This window comes from Devosia sp., from assembly GCF_039927955.1.
GTDB lineage: Bacteria > Pseudomonadota > Alphaproteobacteria > Rhizobiales > Devosiaceae > Devosia.
In genome coordinates this window covers 1-16,257 of the sequence record NZ_JBDSUA010000042.1, presented here as the reverse complement: position 1 = coordinate 16,257, position 16,257 = coordinate 1, and the positions used below count along the sequence as shown (strand labels likewise).

Genomic DNA, 16,257 nt, shown 5'->3' with positions numbered 1-16,257 from the left:
CTGATGCTGGACCAGCCCCGTCTGCGCATCGCCGTCCTCGCCGCCCTCGGTCGCAACCCGGTCAGCGGGGCCGCCCGGCCAAACCCCGATGACCTGCTGGCGCTCGATATCGCCCTCCAGCTCAGCTCCGATGTGACGCTGCTCCACGTCGGCACCGACACCGAAACCGCCCTTGGCGACTACTTCGCCTACGGTGCCATCAACCTCCTCGTCGTCCCTGCCGGCCCCGATATCGCCGCCCAGCTGGCCGAACGTCTGTCCGGCTACGACCTGATTCTCACCGGCACCCGCAGCGAAGGCGGGCAGGGCAGCGGCATGGTGCCATATCTGGTCGCCGAACAGCGCGGCCTACCTATCGTCGCTCAGGCCTTAGACCTGTCGATTGCCAACGGCCACGTCGAAATCACCCAGTCGCTCCCCAAAGGCCAGCGCCGCCACGTCCGCGTCAGCCTGCCTGCAGTGGTAGCGATCCACCCCAAGGCCCCGGCCAAGCCACGCTATGCCTTCGCCCGCCGCGCCCATGGCCGGCTGCTGCAGGTCCCATCATCCGGCGCGGCGCCCGCGACGGTCTCGGCCTGGCGCACCGAACCCGCCATCAAACGTCCGGTCAAATTCAAGGCTGCCGAAACCAAGTCCGGCCACGCCCGCATGCTGTCGGCGGTGGCTACCGACGCCAAGGGCGGCGCGGTGATCAGTTCCGGCACGCCAGCCGAAAAGGCCCAGGCCATTCTCTTCTACCTCCGCGAACATAAGCTGATCGACTGGTGAGCCCGACGCCAGCCAAACGCGCCGTAGCCAACCCAGCCGCCCCGGCCCGCCTGCGCGTCGGTTTCATCCTCGCCAATCACTTCACGCTGACGGCCTTTTCCACCTTCGTCGATACGCTGCGCCTCGCCGCCGACGAAGGCGATGGCTCCCGCCAGATTCTATGCAACTGGACCGTCATGTCCGCCTCCGGCCATCCCGTCCGCTCCAGTTGCGGCATCGAAGTGCTGCCGCAGGCAGGCCTGAGCAATCCGGCCAAGTTCGATTACATCGCGGTGATCGGCGGCCTGCTGCACAAGGGTCCGCAGATCGATGCGACCACCGAAAGCTATCTGCGTGAAGCCGCCGCTGCTGGCGTTCCGCTGATCGGGGTCTGCACCGGCTCGTTCGTATTGGCTCGTGCCAGGCTGATGTCCGGCCGCCGCTGCTGCGTCAGCTGGTATCACCACCGCGATCTGATCGACGAATTTGGCGATATCGAGCCGATTTCCGACCGCATCTTTCTGGTCGATGGCGACCGCATCACCTGTTCGGGCGGCGCCGGAGCTGCCGATCTGGCGGCCATGCTGGTCAGCCGCCATGTCGGCGAACAAAGCGCCCGCAAGAGCCTTAATGTGTTGCTGTTTGATGCGCCGCGCCCCGCCAGTTCTACCCAGCCGGCGCCGCCCTATGTGCTGCAGGGCGCCAGTGAGCGCGTTCGTCGCGCCAGCCTGCTGATGGAACAAAGCCTTGCCGAACCGCTGGCCATCGAAGCCATTGCCCGCCGCCTCGTTATGAGCGCCCGCCAGCTCGACCGCCTGTTTCAGGCCGAACTCGGCGTTGGCCCGGCCGCGGTCTATCGCGCCATGCGGGTCGAACACGGTCGCTGGATGTTGCAGGGTACGACGCGGCCGATTGCCGATGTGGCCTCGCTCACTGGCTTTGCCGATAGCGCCCATTTCAGCCGCGCCTTCCGCAAGCAGTTCGGCATGACGCCATCGCAATGGCGGCAGCGGCTTGCGCAAGGGCCGACAGAACTGGTCCCATCGGACGATACGGCGTCGTCGGAACGGCGCATTTTCTAGCACGGGCCCATTCGACGTCGTGTCCGAAATCTTCTATCGCTATGTCGCAATTGTTCTCGTGTCTGCCCGGACAATAGGCGCACACTGCGCCACGCTATCGAGGGTCGAGCCATGCGCTTTTCATTCCCAAATCTGCTGCGCCAGGCCTTTGCCGGCAATACCGGCTGGCCCGAGCAGTGGCGGTCGCCCGAACCCAAGGCCAGCTATGACGCGGTCATCGTCGGTGCCGGTGGCCACGGGCTGGCCACGGCCTATTACATGGCCAAAGAACATGGCATGCGCAATATCGCGGTGCTGGAAAAAGGCTGGCTCGGCGGCGGCAATACCGGGCGCAACACGACCATCATCCGCTCCAACTATTTGTGGGAAGAATCCGAAGCGCTCTACGAGCATGCGCTCAAGCTCTGGGAAGGGCTGAGCCTCGATCTCAATTACAACGTCATGTACTCGCCGCGCGGCGTCATGATGCTGGCCCATAATATTCACGACATCCAGGTGTTCAAGCGCCACGTCCATGCCAATCGCCTCGCCGGCATCGACAACGAATGGCTGACCCCCGAACAGGCCAAGGATTTCTGCCCGATCCTCAATATCGACCGCGATGTGCGCTACCCTATCGTCGGCGCAGCTTTGCAGCGGCGCGGCGGCACGGCTCGCCATGATGCCGTCGCTTGGGGCTATGCTCGCGCCGCCTCGGCGCTCGGCGTCGACATCATCCAGAACTGCGAAGTCAAAGGCATTCTGCGCGGCATCAATGGCGCCGTCACCGGCCTCGAAACTACGCGCGGCGTGGTCAACACCAAACGCGTCGGCGTCGTCGCTGCCGGCCATTCCAGCGTCCTGATGTCGATGGCTGGCGTCAACATGCCGCTTGAGAGCTATCCGCTGCAGGCGCTGGTGTCCGAGCCGATCAAGCCGATAATGCCCTGCGTGGTGATGTCCAACACCATCCACGCCTATATGTCGCAATCCGACAAGGGCGAACTGGTGATCGGGGCAGGCACCGACGCTTACACCTCCTATTCGCAGACCGGCGGCCTGCACATTGCCACCCACACGCTCGAAGCCATCTGCGAACTGTTCCCCGCCGTGCGCCGCCTGCGCATGCTGCGCAACTGGGGCGGCATTGTCGACGTGACGCCCGATCGGTCTCCGATCATCGGCAAGACCCCGGTGCCCGGCCTGTTCGTCAATTGTGGCTGGGGCACTGGCGGCTTCAAGGCCACGCCCGGCTCGGGGCACATCTTTGCCCACACTGTCGCTACCGGCGAACCGCACAAGATCGCCGCGCCGTTCACGCTCGACCGGTTCCGCACCGGTCGGCTGATCGACGAAGCCGCCGCCGCTGCCGTTGCGCACTGAGGATTTTAGATGCTGCTCATTCATTGCCCCTATTGCGAAATGGACCGGCCCGAACTCGAATTCCGCTATGCCGGCGAAGCCCATGTGGCGCGACCGCTCGATCCCGATCCGCTGACCGATGAGGATTGGGGCCAGTTCCTCTATCTGCGCAAGAACCCCAAGGGCCTGCACGCCGAACGCTGGCGCCACACCAATGGCTGCGGTCGCTTCTTCAATTGCCTGCGCGACACCGTCAGCGACAGGATTTTTGCCACCTACAAGGCCGGCCAGCCTCGCCCGGAGATTGCCCAATGAGCGGCCTGATGCGCACTCCCGCCGGCGGCCGCGTCGATCGCGCCAAACCGCTCAATTTCACTTTCGATGGTCGCCCTTACATCGGCTTGGCCGGCGATACGCTGGCCTCGGCGCTGATCGCCAATGGCGTGCATCTGGTCGGTCGCTCGTTCAAGTATCACCGTCCGCGCGGCTTCCTCGCTGCTGGCTCCGAAGAACCCAATGCGTTGGTCAATATCGAGCGCACCGGTGGCCGCAGCGCGCCAAACCTGCGCGCCACCCAGGTCGAGCTTTACCAGGGCCTCGTGGCCCACAGCCAGAACCGTTGGCCGTCCCTGGCTTTCGATCTGCTGGCGCTCAACGATCTGGCGCCCGCCGGCCTGTTTGGTGCCGGGTTCTACTACAAGACCTTCATGGCCCCCAAGGGCGCGTGGCACCGGCTTTATGAGCCGTTCATCCGGCGCACTGCCGGTCTTGGCGTCGCCCCAAAAGCGGCCGATCCGGATCACTATGCCCATCGTTACGCCTTCGCCGATGTGCTGGTCGTCGGGGCCGGGGCCGCTGGCCTTGCCGCTGCACTTGCCGCTGCCGAAACCGGCGTCTCGGTCATGCTCTGCGACGAACAACCCGAAATGGGCGGTGGCCTGCTCGATGAGCGGAACACTATCATCGACGGCGTCTCCGCTTCGGCCTGGGTCGCCTCGGCGCTGGCCCGCCTGCGCACCATGTCCAATGTCACGCTGCTGCCCCGCACGCAGGCCTTTGGCTATTACGCCCAGAACTTCCTCGGCCTCTCCGAACGCTTGGTCGATCACTTGGCCGCACCCGACGCCAAGGTCCCGCGCGAACGCCTGTGGAAGGTCCGCGCCAAACAAGTCGTGCTCGCCACTGGCGCCATCGAGCGCCCGCTGGTGTTTCCCGATAACGACCGTCCCGGAGTTATGCTCGCCTCTGCCGCGCGGACGTATGCTAACCGGCATGGCGTCAAACCCGGCCAACGCGCCGTGGTCTTTACCGCCGATGATACCGGTTATGCCGCAGCGCTCGACCTGCACGCCGCCGGCACCGAGATCGCCATGATCGCCGACCTGCGCCCCATCGCCGCCGGTCCCGGTTACGAAGCTGCCAAATCCGCTGGACTGCCGATGGCGAACGCCATGGTGATCAATGCTGTTTCGGGCCGCACGCGAGTCAAAAGGGTACAGTTGGGGACACTCAACGTTAACGGAATGCTAACCGATTTGCACTGGATCGACTGCGATGTTATCGCGATGACAGGCGGCTGGACCCCCGCCGTCCACCTGTTCTCCCAGTCCCGTGGCAAACTGACCTACGACGCCAACCGGCAGATTTATCTCCCCGGCACCTCGCCCCAGGCCTTGCAATCGGTCGGCGCCTGCAACGGCACCTTCGATCTTGCCACGGCTCTTGCCGAAGGCCATGCCGCCGGTGGCGGAAGTGCTCACCACTACACCGCCTCCGGTGCCATCGCACCGTCAGGCGGCTTCCATGGCGCCGTCCCCACCGCCGGAAACCCCCAGAAAATCAAGGCCTTCGTCGATTTCCAGAACGACGTCACCGCCAAGGACATCAGGCTGGCGGTGCGCGAAGGCATGCACTCGATCGAGCATATCAAGCGCTACACCACCACCGGCATGGCCACCGATCAGGGCAAGACCTCCAACATGAACGGCCTCGCCATCGCCTCGGCGGCACTCGATAAGCCGATCCCCGATATCGGCCTCACCACGTTCCGCCCGCCCTTCACCCCGGTCACCTTCGGCACGCTGGCCGGCCACGCCCGCGGCGACCTGTTCGACCCCATCCGCCGCACTGCCATCCATGGCTGGGCCGAAGCCCAGGGCGCCGCCTTCGAAGACGTCGGCCAGTGGAAGCGCGCCTGGTATTTCCCCAAGGAAAACGAGGACTTACACGCCGCAGTCAACCGCGAATGCAAGGCCGCTCGCAGTGCCGCCGGCCTGTTCGACGCCTCGACGCTCGGCAAGATCGAAGTCGTCGGCCCCGACGCCGCCGAGTTCATGGAACGGCTCTACACTAACCCCTGGCACAAGCTCGGCGTCGGCCGCTGCCGCTATGGCCTGATGCTCAACGAAGCCGGCTTCGTCATGGACGACGGCGTCATTGGCCGCCTGGCGCTCGATCGCTTCCACGTCACCACCACCACTGGCGGCGCCCCTAGAGTGCTGGCGCATATGGAAGATTACCTGCAGACCGAATTTCCCGAGCTCAAGGTGTGGCTGACTTCGACCACCGAACAATGGTCGGTCATTGCCGTCCAAGGCCCCAAAGCCCGCGAAATCCTGGCCCCACTGGTCGAAGGCATCGACCTGTCACCCGACGCCATGCCCCACATGAGCCTGCGCGAAGGCAAAATCTGTGGCGTCCCCACACGGCTGTTCCGCGTCAGTTTCACCGGCGAGTTGGGCTTCGAAGTCAACGTACCCGCCGATTACGGCCGCGTCGTCTGGGAAGCCATCTACGCCGCCGGCGCGCCACATGGCTTGACGCCCTATGGTACTGAAACCATGCACGTTTTGCGCGCTGAAAAGGGCTACATCATCATCGGTCAGGAAACCGACGGCACGGTCACCCCGTCCGATCTGAGCCTTGATTGGGCCATCGGCAAGACCAAGAAGGACTTCGTCGGCAAGCGCTCGCTGCGTCGCCCCGATCTGCTCAAGACCGACCGCAAGCAACTGGTCGGCCTGCTCACCGTCGATCCCAAGGTCGTGCTGGAGGAGGGGGCGCAGATCACTGTCGAAGCCTCGCCGGCAACCGGCACACCGGCACTGGGCCATGTGACGTCGTCCTATTGGAGCGAAACGCTGGGCCGTTCGATTGCATTGGCTTTGGTCGCCGAGGGCAAGGCCCGCATCGGCCAAACCCTGCACGTCCCGATGCCCGGAATTGCCGTCGCCATCCAAGTCACCGAACCCATCTTCTTCGACAAGCCAGGAGTGCGGCTCGATGCTTGACCTGTCCACCAAACGCGCCGCCCCGCTGGCCGAAGCCATCCAGATGGCTGGGGATGCTACGCTTGTTCCGGCGCCAGCGGCGACACGGTTCATCCTGCGCGGCGCGGCTGCCGTCGACGCCGTCGGCAAGGCCTTTGGCGTGGCTCTGCCCACCAGGCCGTGCCGTGCTGAAAGCAGCGGTGATCATGCGGCGCTTTGGCTCGGGCCCGACGAATGGTTGCTGCTCGCCCCCGTCGCGGAAACTGAAACCCTGCAGGCCACGCTGAACCAGGCGGTCGCCGGCATTGCCTGCGCAGTCGTCGACATATCGCATCGCCAGACTGCCGTTCTGCTCCAAGGCGCCGGCGCCACTGCGATCCTCAACGCCGGTACCCCGCTTGACCTTTCGCTGACCGCATTTCCTGTCGGCATGGCCGTCCGCACTATTTTCGAAAAAGCCGAAATCGTGTTGTGGCGCAACGGCGAAACCAGTTTCCACATCGAAGTCTGGCGTTCATTCGCGCCCTATGTGGTGGCCCTGCTCAAAGCTGCCAGGGATGATGAAGCGGCAGCCTCGGCCTTGAACTAGCGGCCTCGGCCGCCCGGACGTTTGGGCGCCTGCGCGGGCGCATTGCCGCGGTTTTCGCTCGATAGCTTGCGCCAGCGCGCCAGCCGGTCGGCATCGAGCGTTCCGGCTTTCACCGCCGCCTGCACGGCACATCCCGGTTCATGATCATGCGTGCAATCGCGAAACTTGCAGAGTGGCGCGAGGTCGGTGATGTCGCTGAACAGCCGGTCGATGCCCGCATCCACGTCGCTGACATGCAGCGTCCGCATGCCGGGCGTATCGATCACCCAACCGCCACTAGCCATGGCGTGTAGCGAGCGCGAGGTCGTGGTGTGGCGGCCCTTACCGTCCTGCTCACGAATGCCGCCAGTCTGTTGCGAAGCGCCCGACAGGGTATTGACCAGCGTCGATTTGCCAACGCCGGACGATCCAGCCAATGCCACGGTCTGCCCGCTGCCGCACCACGGCGCCAGCGCCGCTGCCGCGTCCGGCTTTTTGGCATTCAAAACGACAACAGCCAACCCGCTTTGCAGCGCCGCCGCCTGTTTTTCAAAGCTGCGCGCATCGCTGGCCATATCGGCCTTGGTGAGCACGATCACCGGTGTGGTGCCCGCTTCATTGGCCAGCGCCAGATAGCGCTCCAGCCGGCTCGGGTTGAAATCGGCATTGCACGAGGTGACAAGGAACAGCGTATCGACATTGGCGCCCAGCAATTGCGGTGGCCCCTTGCCCTCCGGACGGCGCTGCAACAGGGTGCGCCGCTCCAGGCGTCGCCGCAGCATCAGGCTGTCCGGATCGGCCAGCACCCAGTCGCCTACGGCAAAATCCGCCGTGGTCACCCGCGCAGCCAGTGACAGGTCGGTCGAGCCGGTCTCCCCCACCACCGTCAGGCGGGCGCGATGCACATTGCTGACGCGACCGGGTATCAAACCCGCGTCGCCGCGCTCCACCTGCTCGCTGAAAAACGCGGTCCAGCCGAGACTATCCAGCAGGCGCCCCGCGCCGAAACCAGTCACTGCGGCCGACTATTCATCAGTCTTGTCGTCGGGCACAGCCTCGGAAGGCGTCTCGGTTGCCTCTTCGGTGCCCTTGGCCTTGGCCTCGGCCCGTGCGGCCACTTTCAGGCTTTTCAGCCGTTCGCGCTCACGGCGTTCAAAGTCATAATTCGGCTTGCGTGCCATTGGAAATTTCTCCGCATCTGAGTGCTGTATCTGGTCCCCGCCAACCATAAACGCAAGCGAAGTTGCGCTCTGCTGCTTTTTTCCCGGCAACCAAACCCCATTTGCGCTATGGAAGCGCCTGATCCGCCCGGTGATAGTCGGGCGAAAACGGAATGGATAAACGTGCCGGACAAACTCGACCATACCCCGCTGGAAACCGCCCGCCGCTTTTCCGTAGCGCCGATGATGGACTGGACGGATCGGCACTGCCGCTTCCTGCATCGCGTTCTGTCGCGTCATGCGCTGCTGTTCACCGAAATGGTCACCAGCGCCGCACTGGTCCACGGCGATGCGCAACGCCTGCTGCGCTTTGATCCGGCTGAACAGCCGGTCGCGCTGCAACTGGGTGGCTCCGATCCGGCCGAACTGGCCCGCGCCACGGCGATGGGCGCAGCCTTTGGCTATGCCGAAATCAATCTCAATGTCGGTTGCCCGTCCGACCGGGTGCAGTCCGGTCGGTTCGGCGCCTGCCTGATGGCAGAGCCCGATCTGGTGGCCGAATGCGTCCGCGCCATGCGCGATGCCACCGATCTGCCGGTTACCGTCAAATGCCGCATCGGCATCGACGATCAGGACACCGAGCAAAGCCTGGATCGGTTTGCCGACGCCATGGTCGGGGCAGGGGTCGCGGCGCTTTATGTCCATGCCCGCAAGGCCTGGCTCAAAGGTCTGTCGCCCAAGGAAAACCGTACCATTCCCCCGCTGGATTATGATCGGGTGCGTCGCCTGCGCGCCCGGCTGTCGCCGCTGCCGGTCATGATCAATGGTGGTCTGGACACCCTCGACACCGCCGTTGCCGAATTGGAGCATATGGATGGCGTCATGCTTGGTCGCGCCGCCTACCACAGCCCGATGCTGCTGGCAGAAATCGACGCCCTTGTGTTTGGCGATACCGCCGCGCCGGTGACCCTCGATGCCGTGATGCTCGCCATGGCCGATTACGCCGAGGCGCAGATCGCCGATGGCGCGAGGGTCAACCAGATCACTCGCCACATGCTGGGTCTGGCCAATGGCTTGCCCGGCGCCCGCCACTTCCGCCAGATTCTCAGCGTCGAGGCTGTCCGCCCCGGCGTCGGGCCGGAGGTTATCCATCAGGCTTTGGCCGCTGTGGCTCGCCCAGCTCTGGCCCAAGCCAGCTAGCGCTTGGCCCAGTAGTCGGCCTGAATGGCGGCAGACTCTGCCTCCAGCAGCGGCCCGACGATTTCGGTGGGGCGCTGGCCGGCATCGAACACCACATGGCAGGGCAGATCGAGCGTCGGGTTTTCCTCGTGGTCGCCGGTCTGCGCTTTCAAATCTTTTTCGGTCTGCCCAAACACCACCCGCCCGATCCCGGCCCAATAGATGGCGCCTGAACACATCGCGCAGGGCTCGGCCGAGGTATAAAGCGTTGCTTCAGCCAGTACCGCGAGGCTGTAAGTCTTGGCAGCGCGGCTCGCCAGCAGCTTTTCGGCATGCGCAGTGCGGTCGTGCCCCTCGCTGGTATAGCCATTGCCCTGCTCCATCAGGACGTTTCCATCGGCGTCAGCCAGGATCGAGCCAAATGGATGATCGCCCGCATCGCGCGACCGGATCGCCACCGCAAAGGATTTACGCAGCAGCTCTTCATCATAGGGGCGTTGCGGCATGATCATTCCGTCTGGGTGGGGTGATGCCGTGACGTTATCGCGCCAGCGCTTGAGTCGAAAGCCGATTGCGACGAAATGCTGCTTCTATGCGCGTATGCGCGCAGCATCGTTCCGTCCAAAACATTGACTTTCGCTTATTTTCGTTTCAGCTTCGATTTCTAACATGTTAGGTTCGCTTGAGGACTTGGCACGCGAAAGCTGAGTCCCTATGGCCCGCAAACAGGGGCCAGTCTTGGGGAGCCTTTGAAAATGAAGCATAATTCTCGCCTGTTCCATCTGGGATGGGTCATCATATTGATCGGCGCGGTGATCGCGCATTTTGTCCAGACCTCCGGTGGCATCACCATCAAGGACGTCCGCTTTTCCGGCCCTGGCGGCCAGACCATGAGCGCCTTGCTCTATGTGCCGGCCGGCGTTACCGCCCAGGCCAAGGCACCCGGCATTCTTGCCGTCCACGGCTATATCAACAGCCGCGAAACTCAGGATGGCTTTGCCATCGAATATGCCCGCCGCGGCTATGTGGTACTGGCGCTCGACCAGACCGGCCATGGCTATTCCGATGCTCCGGCTTTCTCGAATGGCTTTGGTGGCCCCGCTGGCCTGACCTATCTGCGCGGTCTCGACATCGTTGACGTCAACAATATTGGCCTCGAAGGCCATTCCATGGGTGGCTGGACCATTCTTGCGGCCGCCATCACCATGCCCGACGCCTACAAGGCCATGGTGCTGGAAGGCTCCAGCACCGGTGCGCCCTTCGCTGCCGAAGGCACCACCACCTGGCCGAAGAATCTCGCCGTCGTGTTCTCCAAATACGACGAATTCTCGCAACTGATGTGGGGCGTCGAGCGTGCGCAGGACGTGGCGACCAGCCCGAAACTGCAAGCTGTGTTTGGCACCACTGCCGCCATCGAGCCGGGCAAGGTCTATGGCGATATCGCCGCCGGCACCGCCCGGTTGCTGCAGCAGCCCAATACCATCCATCCGGGCGATCACATCTCCAATGAGGCCATTGGCTATTCGATCGACTGGTTTGCTCAGACCCTGAGCGGCGGCAAGGCCTTGCCCGCATCGGACCAGATCTGGTTCGGCAAGGAAATCGGCACGCTGATCGCGCTGGCCGGCTTCGTCGTCCTGCTTGCGGGCAGCTTCAGCTGGCTGCTGTCGGGCAGCTATTTCGGTCAACTCGCCGAAGCCCCAACCAGCTTCGCCCACGAAAAGCGCAACCTTGTCTGGTGGCTTACCTTCGTGCTTGGCGCCGCCATTCCAGTGCTGACTTATTACGCATTCTTCTACTGGGGAGGCCTGGTCCTCCCGGCCTCCGCCTGGCTGCCCCAGACCATCACCAGCCAGATTGCGTTCTGGGCGGTGCTCAACGGCTTGATCACACTGGCGCTGGGTTTCGTGCTCAAGGGCAGCCCGGTCAGCACCAGCAAGAAGATCATCCCGTCGATCCTGATCGCACTGTCCACTGTCGGCATCGGCTACGTCGCGCTGCTGGCGGCGGACTTCTTCTTCAAGGTCGATTTCCGCTACTGGGTCGTTGCGCTCAAACCCTTGAGCCCGCTGCAATTCCGCATCGGACTGGTCTATCTGCTGCCGTTTCTGGTTTATTTCCTGCTGGCCCACCGTGGTCTGCACAAGGGCCTTTCGGTGGCCACCGATGGGCGCGTTGCCCAGTATGTCAGCAATATCGGCGCCCTGACGCTTGGCTTTGTCGGGTTCCTGGCGCTGCAGTATGGCACACTGTGGATGGCCGGACATCTGTTCTCGGCCAATGAACCGCTCAACACCGTGGTGGCGATGCAGTTCCTGCCACTGATGGGGATTATCGCGTTCATCGCGACCTATACCTATCGCCGCACCAACAGCTATCTGCCCGGCGCATTCATCAATGCGCTGTTCGTTACCTGGTACATCGTGGCCGGCCAGGCCACCCAGTTCGCGGTGTCGTAAGGTCTGCTGAAACGAAGCAGCCGGGGCGTTCGCGTCCCGGCTTTTTTGCGGCTAGTCCGCGAGCTCAAGCGAATTGCTGCTCACCGTATAGCGGCTCAGCGTTTCCAGAAACGTCATTCCCAGCAGGCTCATCTCGAGCGCATCATCGGCCGCGACAAAGGCAGGGATATTGGTGCGCACAATGCCTCCGACCTCGAGCCGGTCGAGCGTTACTCGCGCCGCCTGACCAGTGCCATTGGCGGTTGAAACCGGAATGTTGAAGGTCAGCTTCCTGGTATTGATCCCCGCCTTTTCGGCGTCAGAGGCGTTCAGCACCACAGCGCTGGCGCCGGTATCAAAAATCAGCGGTGTGCTGTGCCCGTTAATGCTGGCCTGCACTTCGAAATGCCCGCCCAGCCCACGCGAAAAAGTCGCCGTGCCGCGCTCGGCATCCACCACCGCCACGCCCGGACGAAACTGTCCCATCACCCGCCATGCCACATCGCGCAGATCGTCGCGATAGACATAGCCAACACCGGAGACAGCAAAGATCGCCACCCAAAGCACCAGGCTGCCAATCAACTGCGAAGCGCGATGGCGTTTGGAAAACGCCCCGCCGGCAAACACGATCAGGATCAACAACAGGGGGAGCAATTGCGCCGTCTGGTCCTGCGTCAGTCCCACCAGGCTCCCGGCACCCGTGGCCACCACCAACGCCAATCCGCCCGCAATCAGCAGCGCGATCCCGATAAACAACATGCGTGGTCCGTTCCGATCTGCGCTCTACCGCACGTGATAAAGGAATATGTCATGGCTTTTTCAAGCCGCTGGCTTGGTTCCGGCGTGACAAATTTTGTCCGACCAGCGCGACAGCTTGGCACGCAATTGCTTTCGCAAGCAGGTTACCAATGGTAACTTGCCAGCCGATTAATGACTGGAACCGAACATGTCCAAACTGACGCTGATCAGCTTCGCCCTCTGCCCCTTCGTTCAGCGCGCCGTTATCGCGCTCAAGGAAAAGAACGTGCCGTTCGATGTGGTTTACATCGATCTGGCCAACAAACCGCAATGGTTCCTCGACATCTCGCCGCTCGGCAAGGTGCCGGTGCTCAAGGTGCCGCGTGACCGCCAGGAAGACGCGGTGGTGTTTGAAAGCGCCGTCATCTTGGAATATCTCGAAGAAACCGCGCCCGGCGTCAAACTGCATCCAGCCGATCCACTCGAACGCGCCCAGCACCGCGCCTGGATCGAATATGGCTCGGCAGTTCTGGGCGATCTCTACCGGTTCGGTTCGGCCAAAACCGCAACCGATCTCGATGGCGCTCGCCAGACCCTGCTGCAAAAATTCACCCGCCTGGAACAGACCGTGGTCGGTCCATTCTTCGCCGGTGAAAAATTCAGCTATGTCGATGCGGTTTTCGCCCCGGCATTCCGCCAGCTCGATGCGGTCGAAACCGTCACCGACACTGGCCTGCTCGACGCCTTCCCCAAGGTCTCGGATTGGCGCAAGGCCCTCGCCGCGCGCCCAAGCGTCAAGGAAGCGGTCCCTGCCGATTTCGTCGATCTCTATCTGCTGCGCCTCCGTGGCCACGAAGCACTGGTGCTTAAAGCCGCAGCTTAAAGGCCTGCCAGCATCCCCGTCAGTACGGCGATCTCGGTCAACGCCACCAGCGCGCCGATCAGATCGCCGGTCTGCCCGCCCACCATGCGGCGGCACAACTCGGTCCACCCGGCAATGGTCAGCACCGCAAGGCACAGCCCCAGGCCAAGTCCCAGAATGCCGGCAAATGGCGCCGCCAGCAGAAACCCGATCACCAGCGCAAACGCCAGGCCAATGGCAAAAGCCCGCCGGGGCAATTGTCCTGCCGTTGCCGAAGCGCCGTCTGTCCGTGCCGGTCCCAATATCATCGCCAGCCATAAGGCGCCCGATCGGGCCAGCACCGAACTTCCGAGCCACACTCCTGCCGCCGCCAGTGGATTGCTGGCCGCAACGCTGCCAAACGCCGCGATACGCAGCAACATGAACAGGCATAGAGCCGCCACCCCGTAGGTGCCGTGGCGGCTGTCCTTCATGATTTCCAGCCGCCGATAAATCGTCTGCCCGCCGAACAACCCATCGGCACTGTCGGCAATCGCATCTTCGGCCATCGCTCCAGTCACCACGGTCGCCGCGCCCACCGCCAAAGCCGCGGCAAAATACACTGGCAGCCCCAGCCACACGCCACCCATCAGCAGCAGCGCCGGTCCGATTCCGATCACCACGCTGGCAAACGGCAAGGCCAAGGCGATTCGCCCGAGGTCAGGTGTTTCATGCTCGCCATCGCCGGTTGGCAGCCGCGAGAAAAACCGCAACGCCATCAGAAAATCGGCTTGCAAACCGGGCGTTGGCTGCTTTTCCAGCGGAACGGTTGGCTGGCGGGGCTCGTCGATTTTCGGGACCACAGGTTCATCGGCGCTCAATTGCTTTTCCACCCCGAATGCGTACAACACCTGAGTTCCTAGCACCCCCACGTCGGACCTGCCATGCCCGCTCCACTTAACGCTGCCTACGCCGATGTCCTCGATCTTTTGACCATCATGCCGGAAGGCGATGAGGCAGCGGTGGCTGCCATCCGCGCCCATGACGCCAAGCTGACCAAGCCTGCCGGTTCGCTCGGCCAGTTGGAAAAGCTGGTGGAATTCCTGGGTCGCTGGCAGGGCAAGGCCAAGCCGACGCTCGACAACCCGATGGTCACCATTTTCGCCGGCAATCACGGCGTTACCGATCAGGGCGTATCGGCCTTTCCTCGTGAAGTGACGGCCCAGATGGTCGCCAATTTCACTGCCGGCGGCGCGGCGATCTCGCAGATCTGCGCGCTGCACGAAATCAACCTGCGCGTGTTCGAACTGGCGCTGGAATTGCCCACCGGCGACATCACCAGGGAAGCGGCGCTCGATGACCGCATGTGCGCAGCGACCATCGCTTACGGCATGGAAGCCATCGCCGGAAAGCCCGACCTGATCTGCATCGGCGAAATGGGGATCGGCAACACCACCATCGCCTCGGCCATCTACGCCGCGCTGTTCGGTGGCACCGGAGCCGACTGGGTGGGTCGTGGCACTGGCGTCGATGATGCCGGGCTTGCCCGCAAGGCCGATGCAGTCGATCGCGCTTTGGCCTTCCACGGCGACGAATTGCACCATCCGCTGGCCATCCTCGCCCGCGTCGGCGGCCGGGAAATCGCCGCCATGCTCGGCGCCATCATCGCCACCCGCCAGCAGAAGGTGCCGGTGATCATCGATGGCTTCGTCGCCACCTCGGCCGCCGCCATCGCCTTTGCCGTCAATCCGGCCGCCATCGATCATTGCATCTTCGCCCACGTCTCCGCCGAAGGCGGCCACGCCAAGGTGCTGCAAGCCATGGGCGTGCACGGCCTGCTTAATCTGGGCATGCGGCTGGGTGAAGGCAGCGGCGCAGCCCTTGCCGCCGTCCTCGCCAAAACTGCGCTGCATTTACACAACAACATGGCAACGTTTGATGGGGCGGGGGTCAGTACAAGCGAGGGGTAGGCATGCAGGAGATCGATGCGGCGCTGGGGCCATTTCTGGGTGAAGTCATCACCCGCGACCCAACGCTGCTCATCGGTTTCCACCTTGTCGGCTCAATCGCTCAAGGTGATTTCCATCTACATGCCAGCGACATCGACTTCGTCGCCGTGCTGTCTCGAACGCCCAGCCGGGCGGATTTGGACGGGCTGGCCGCAGCGCACCGGACCTATTCAGCGCGCCCAAACGTGCCGCTGCTCGATGGCATCTGGGTGACGGCGCCGGATTTGACCGGCGGGCCAGACGGCCTGCCGGATGGTCCGACCACCCAAGACAGCCATTTCATCGCTGCGGGGCAGGGCAACCGCAATCCTGTGACCTGGTTGATGCTCCGCGATCAATCCCGGTCGATGCTCGGAACGATAGATCGCGACTCCCTTTGGAACGATCCGGCTCGGCTCACCGACTGGCTCAGGCAAAACGCCGATACCTATTGGCGTAGTTGGTATGTCCGATCGTCCAATCTGCTGTCACGGTCCGGTCTGGCAATGCTCGGCTCTAGGGCACCTATGTGGGGTGTTCTCGGCATCAGCCGGCAGCACTACACGCTGGCAACTGGTCAGATCACGTCGAAGTCTGGTGCCGGACGATATGCCCGCGATGCCTTCGACCAGCAGTGGCGGCCAATCATCGATGAATGTCTGGCGGCCCGGGCAGGGGCGAGCGGATCGCTGTATCGCAATCCCTTCGCCCGGCGGCGCGATGCGCTTGCCTTCATGGCGACGGCCGTTGAAGCCGTAGTGAATTATCCCGCGCGTGTGGCTCACCCGACGTCCGAGTAAATCTCCAGCCGGTTCTTCTTTTCCACCACGGGCGCCAGTGCATCCATGACGCGGGCGCGGGGGAAGGTGGCGATCACTTCGGTGCCGAAGCGCAGCTTGGAAAACA

The 16,257-nt window shown here is 63.4% G+C and carries 16 protein-coding genes; 11 read left to right on the top strand and 5 right to left on the bottom strand.

All coding sequences use genetic code 11. From position 1 onward, the window contains the following. Window positions 1-3: 3 nt before the first annotated feature. The 6 genes from ABIT12_RS11435 (at window position 4) to ABIT12_RS11410 (ending at window position 7,028) form a co-directional block, all read left to right on the top strand. Entirely contained in the window at window positions 4-768 is a 765-nt protein-coding gene (locus ABIT12_RS11435; RefSeq protein WP_348045633.1) for a hypothetical protein, read from the top strand. Then, entirely contained in the window at window positions 765-1,829 is a 1,065-nt protein-coding gene (locus tag ABIT12_RS11430) for a GlxA family transcriptional regulator (protein WP_348045631.1), read from the top strand. Before ABIT12_RS11435 ends, ABIT12_RS11430 begins: the two co-directional genes overlap by 4 nt. 111 nt (window positions 1,830-1,940) lie before the next feature. Further along, window positions 1,941-3,191, top strand: a complete 1,251-nt coding sequence (locus tag ABIT12_RS11425) for a sarcosine oxidase subunit beta family protein (RefSeq protein ID WP_348045629.1) — start codon at window positions 1,941-1,943, stop codon at window positions 3,189-3,191. A gap of 9 nt (window positions 3,192-3,200) precedes the next feature. Next, window positions 3,201-3,485 (top strand): sarcosine oxidase subunit delta, encoded by a 285-nt coding sequence (locus tag ABIT12_RS11420; protein ID WP_348045627.1) that lies wholly within the window; start codon window positions 3,201-3,203, stop codon window positions 3,483-3,485. Continuing rightward, window positions 3,482-6,460, top strand: coding sequence for a sarcosine oxidase subunit alpha family protein (locus ABIT12_RS11415; protein WP_348045625.1), 2,979 nt, complete (start codon window positions 3,482-3,484; stop codon window positions 6,458-6,460). Before ABIT12_RS11420 ends, ABIT12_RS11415 begins: the two co-directional genes overlap by 4 nt. After that, window positions 6,453-7,028 (top strand): sarcosine oxidase subunit gamma family protein, encoded by a 576-nt coding sequence (locus ABIT12_RS11410; RefSeq protein WP_348045623.1) that lies wholly within the window; start codon window positions 6,453-6,455, stop codon window positions 7,026-7,028. The genes ABIT12_RS11415 and ABIT12_RS11410 overlap by 8 nt, the downstream gene beginning before the upstream one ends. Here ABIT12_RS11410 and rsgA read toward each other — a convergent pair. Together rsgA and ABIT12_RS11400 are read right to left on the bottom strand one after the other, a co-directional pair. Further along, complete coding sequence (rsgA, locus tag ABIT12_RS11405) at window positions 7,025-8,023, bottom strand: ribosome small subunit-dependent GTPase A (protein ID WP_348045621.1); 999 nt, start codon at window positions 8,021-8,023, stop codon at window positions 7,025-7,027. The two genes, ABIT12_RS11410 and rsgA, sit on opposite strands and share 4 nt — an antisense overlap. Window positions 8,024-8,032: 9 nt before the next feature. After that, a complete protein-coding gene (locus ABIT12_RS11400) occupies window positions 8,033-8,188 on the bottom strand; it encodes a hypothetical protein (protein ID WP_348045619.1) in 156 nt (51 codons plus the stop codon). 156 nt (window positions 8,189-8,344) lie between these two features. On the opposite strand from ABIT12_RS11400, the gene dusA reads away from it, so the two are divergent. Beyond that, complete coding sequence (dusA, locus tag ABIT12_RS11395; protein WP_407065615.1) at window positions 8,345-9,367, top strand: tRNA dihydrouridine(20/20a) synthase DusA; 1,023 nt, start codon at window positions 8,345-8,347, stop codon at window positions 9,365-9,367. Here the strand turns inward: dusA and ABIT12_RS11390 are convergent. Continuing rightward, window positions 9,364-9,852, bottom strand: a complete 489-nt coding sequence (locus tag ABIT12_RS11390; RefSeq protein ID WP_348045615.1) for a nucleoside deaminase — start codon at window positions 9,850-9,852, stop codon at window positions 9,364-9,366. The two genes, dusA and ABIT12_RS11390, sit on opposite strands and share 4 nt — an antisense overlap. A 249-nt stretch (window positions 9,853-10,101) precedes the next feature. Between ABIT12_RS11390 and ABIT12_RS11385 the strand changes: the two genes are divergently transcribed. Beyond that, complete coding sequence (locus tag ABIT12_RS11385; RefSeq protein WP_348045613.1) at window positions 10,102-11,805, top strand: alpha/beta fold hydrolase; 1,704 nt, start codon at window positions 10,102-10,104, stop codon at window positions 11,803-11,805. 51 nt (window positions 11,806-11,856) lie between these two features. On the opposite strand, the gene ABIT12_RS11380 is transcribed toward ABIT12_RS11385, so the two are convergent. Next, window positions 11,857-12,543, bottom strand: a complete 687-nt coding sequence (locus ABIT12_RS11380; protein WP_348045611.1) for a TIGR02281 family clan AA aspartic protease — start codon at window positions 12,541-12,543, stop codon at window positions 11,857-11,859. A gap of 187 nt (window positions 12,544-12,730) precedes the next feature. Between ABIT12_RS11380 and ABIT12_RS11375 the strand changes: the two genes are divergently transcribed. Next, entirely contained in the window at window positions 12,731-13,405 is a 675-nt protein-coding gene (locus tag ABIT12_RS11375; protein ID WP_348045609.1) for a glutathione S-transferase family protein, read from the top strand. Here the strand turns inward: ABIT12_RS11375 and ABIT12_RS11370 are convergent. Then, complete coding sequence (locus ABIT12_RS11370; RefSeq protein WP_348045607.1) at window positions 13,402-14,274, bottom strand: adenosylcobinamide-GDP ribazoletransferase; 873 nt, start codon at window positions 14,272-14,274, stop codon at window positions 13,402-13,404. The genes ABIT12_RS11375 and ABIT12_RS11370 overlap by 4 nt on opposite strands. Before the next feature lie 33 nt (window positions 14,275-14,307). Here ABIT12_RS11370 and cobT point away from each other — a divergent pair, with 33 nt between their 5' ends. Together cobT and ABIT12_RS11360 are read left to right on the top strand one after the other, a co-directional pair. Further along, window positions 14,308-15,333 carry a nicotinate-nucleotide--dimethylbenzimidazole phosphoribosyltransferase gene (cobT, locus tag ABIT12_RS11365; RefSeq protein WP_348045605.1) on the top strand — a complete coding sequence of 342 codons (1,026 nt, stop codon included), beginning with the start codon at window positions 14,308-14,310 and terminating at the stop codon, window positions 15,331-15,333. A gap of 2 nt (window positions 15,334-15,335) precedes the next feature. Beyond that, window positions 15,336-16,151 (top strand): aminoglycoside adenylyltransferase domain-containing protein, encoded by an 816-nt coding sequence (locus ABIT12_RS11360; RefSeq protein ID WP_348045603.1) that lies wholly within the window; start codon window positions 15,336-15,338, stop codon window positions 16,149-16,151. Window positions 16,152-16,257 lie beyond the last annotated feature (106 nt).

Excerpts from the sequence above, each read along its gene's own strand:
- ABIT12_RS11435 (WP_348045633.1), top strand. The coding sequence starts at position 4 with ATGCTGGACCAGCCCCGTCTGCGCATCGCCGTCCTCGCCGCCCTCGGT.
- ABIT12_RS11425 (WP_348045629.1), top strand. The coding sequence starts at position 1,941 with ATGCGCTTTTCATTCCCAAATCTGCTGCGCCAGGCCTTTGCCGGCAAT.
- ABIT12_RS11420 (WP_348045627.1), top strand. The coding sequence starts at position 3,201 with ATGCTGCTCATTCATTGCCCCTATTGCGAAATGGACCGGCCCGAACTC.
- ABIT12_RS11415 (WP_348045625.1), top strand. The coding sequence starts at position 3,482 with ATGAGCGGCCTGATGCGCACTCCCGCCGGCGGCCGCGTCGATCGCGCC.
- ABIT12_RS11410 (WP_348045623.1), top strand. The coding sequence starts at position 6,453 with ATGCTTGACCTGTCCACCAAACGCGCCGCCCCGCTGGCCGAAGCCATC.
- ABIT12_RS11400 (WP_348045619.1), bottom strand. The coding sequence starts at position 8,188 with ATGGCACGCAAGCCGAATTATGACTTTGAACGCCGTGAGCGCGAACGG.
- ABIT12_RS11390 (WP_348045615.1), bottom strand. The coding sequence starts at position 9,852 with ATGCCGCAACGCCCCTATGATGAAGAGCTGCTGCGTAAATCCTTTGCG.
- ABIT12_RS11385 (WP_348045613.1), top strand. The coding sequence starts at position 10,102 with ATGAAGCATAATTCTCGCCTGTTCCATCTGGGATGGGTCATCATATTG.
- ABIT12_RS11380 (WP_348045611.1), bottom strand. The coding sequence starts at position 12,543 with ATGTTGTTTATCGGGATCGCGCTGCTGATTGCGGGCGGATTGGCGTTG.
- ABIT12_RS11375 (WP_348045609.1), top strand. The coding sequence starts at position 12,731 with ATGTCCAAACTGACGCTGATCAGCTTCGCCCTCTGCCCCTTCGTTCAG.
- cobT (WP_348045605.1), top strand. The coding sequence starts at position 14,308 with ATGCCCGCTCCACTTAACGCTGCCTACGCCGATGTCCTCGATCTTTTG.
- ABIT12_RS11360 (WP_348045603.1), top strand. The coding sequence starts at position 15,336 with ATGCAGGAGATCGATGCGGCGCTGGGGCCATTTCTGGGTGAAGTCATC.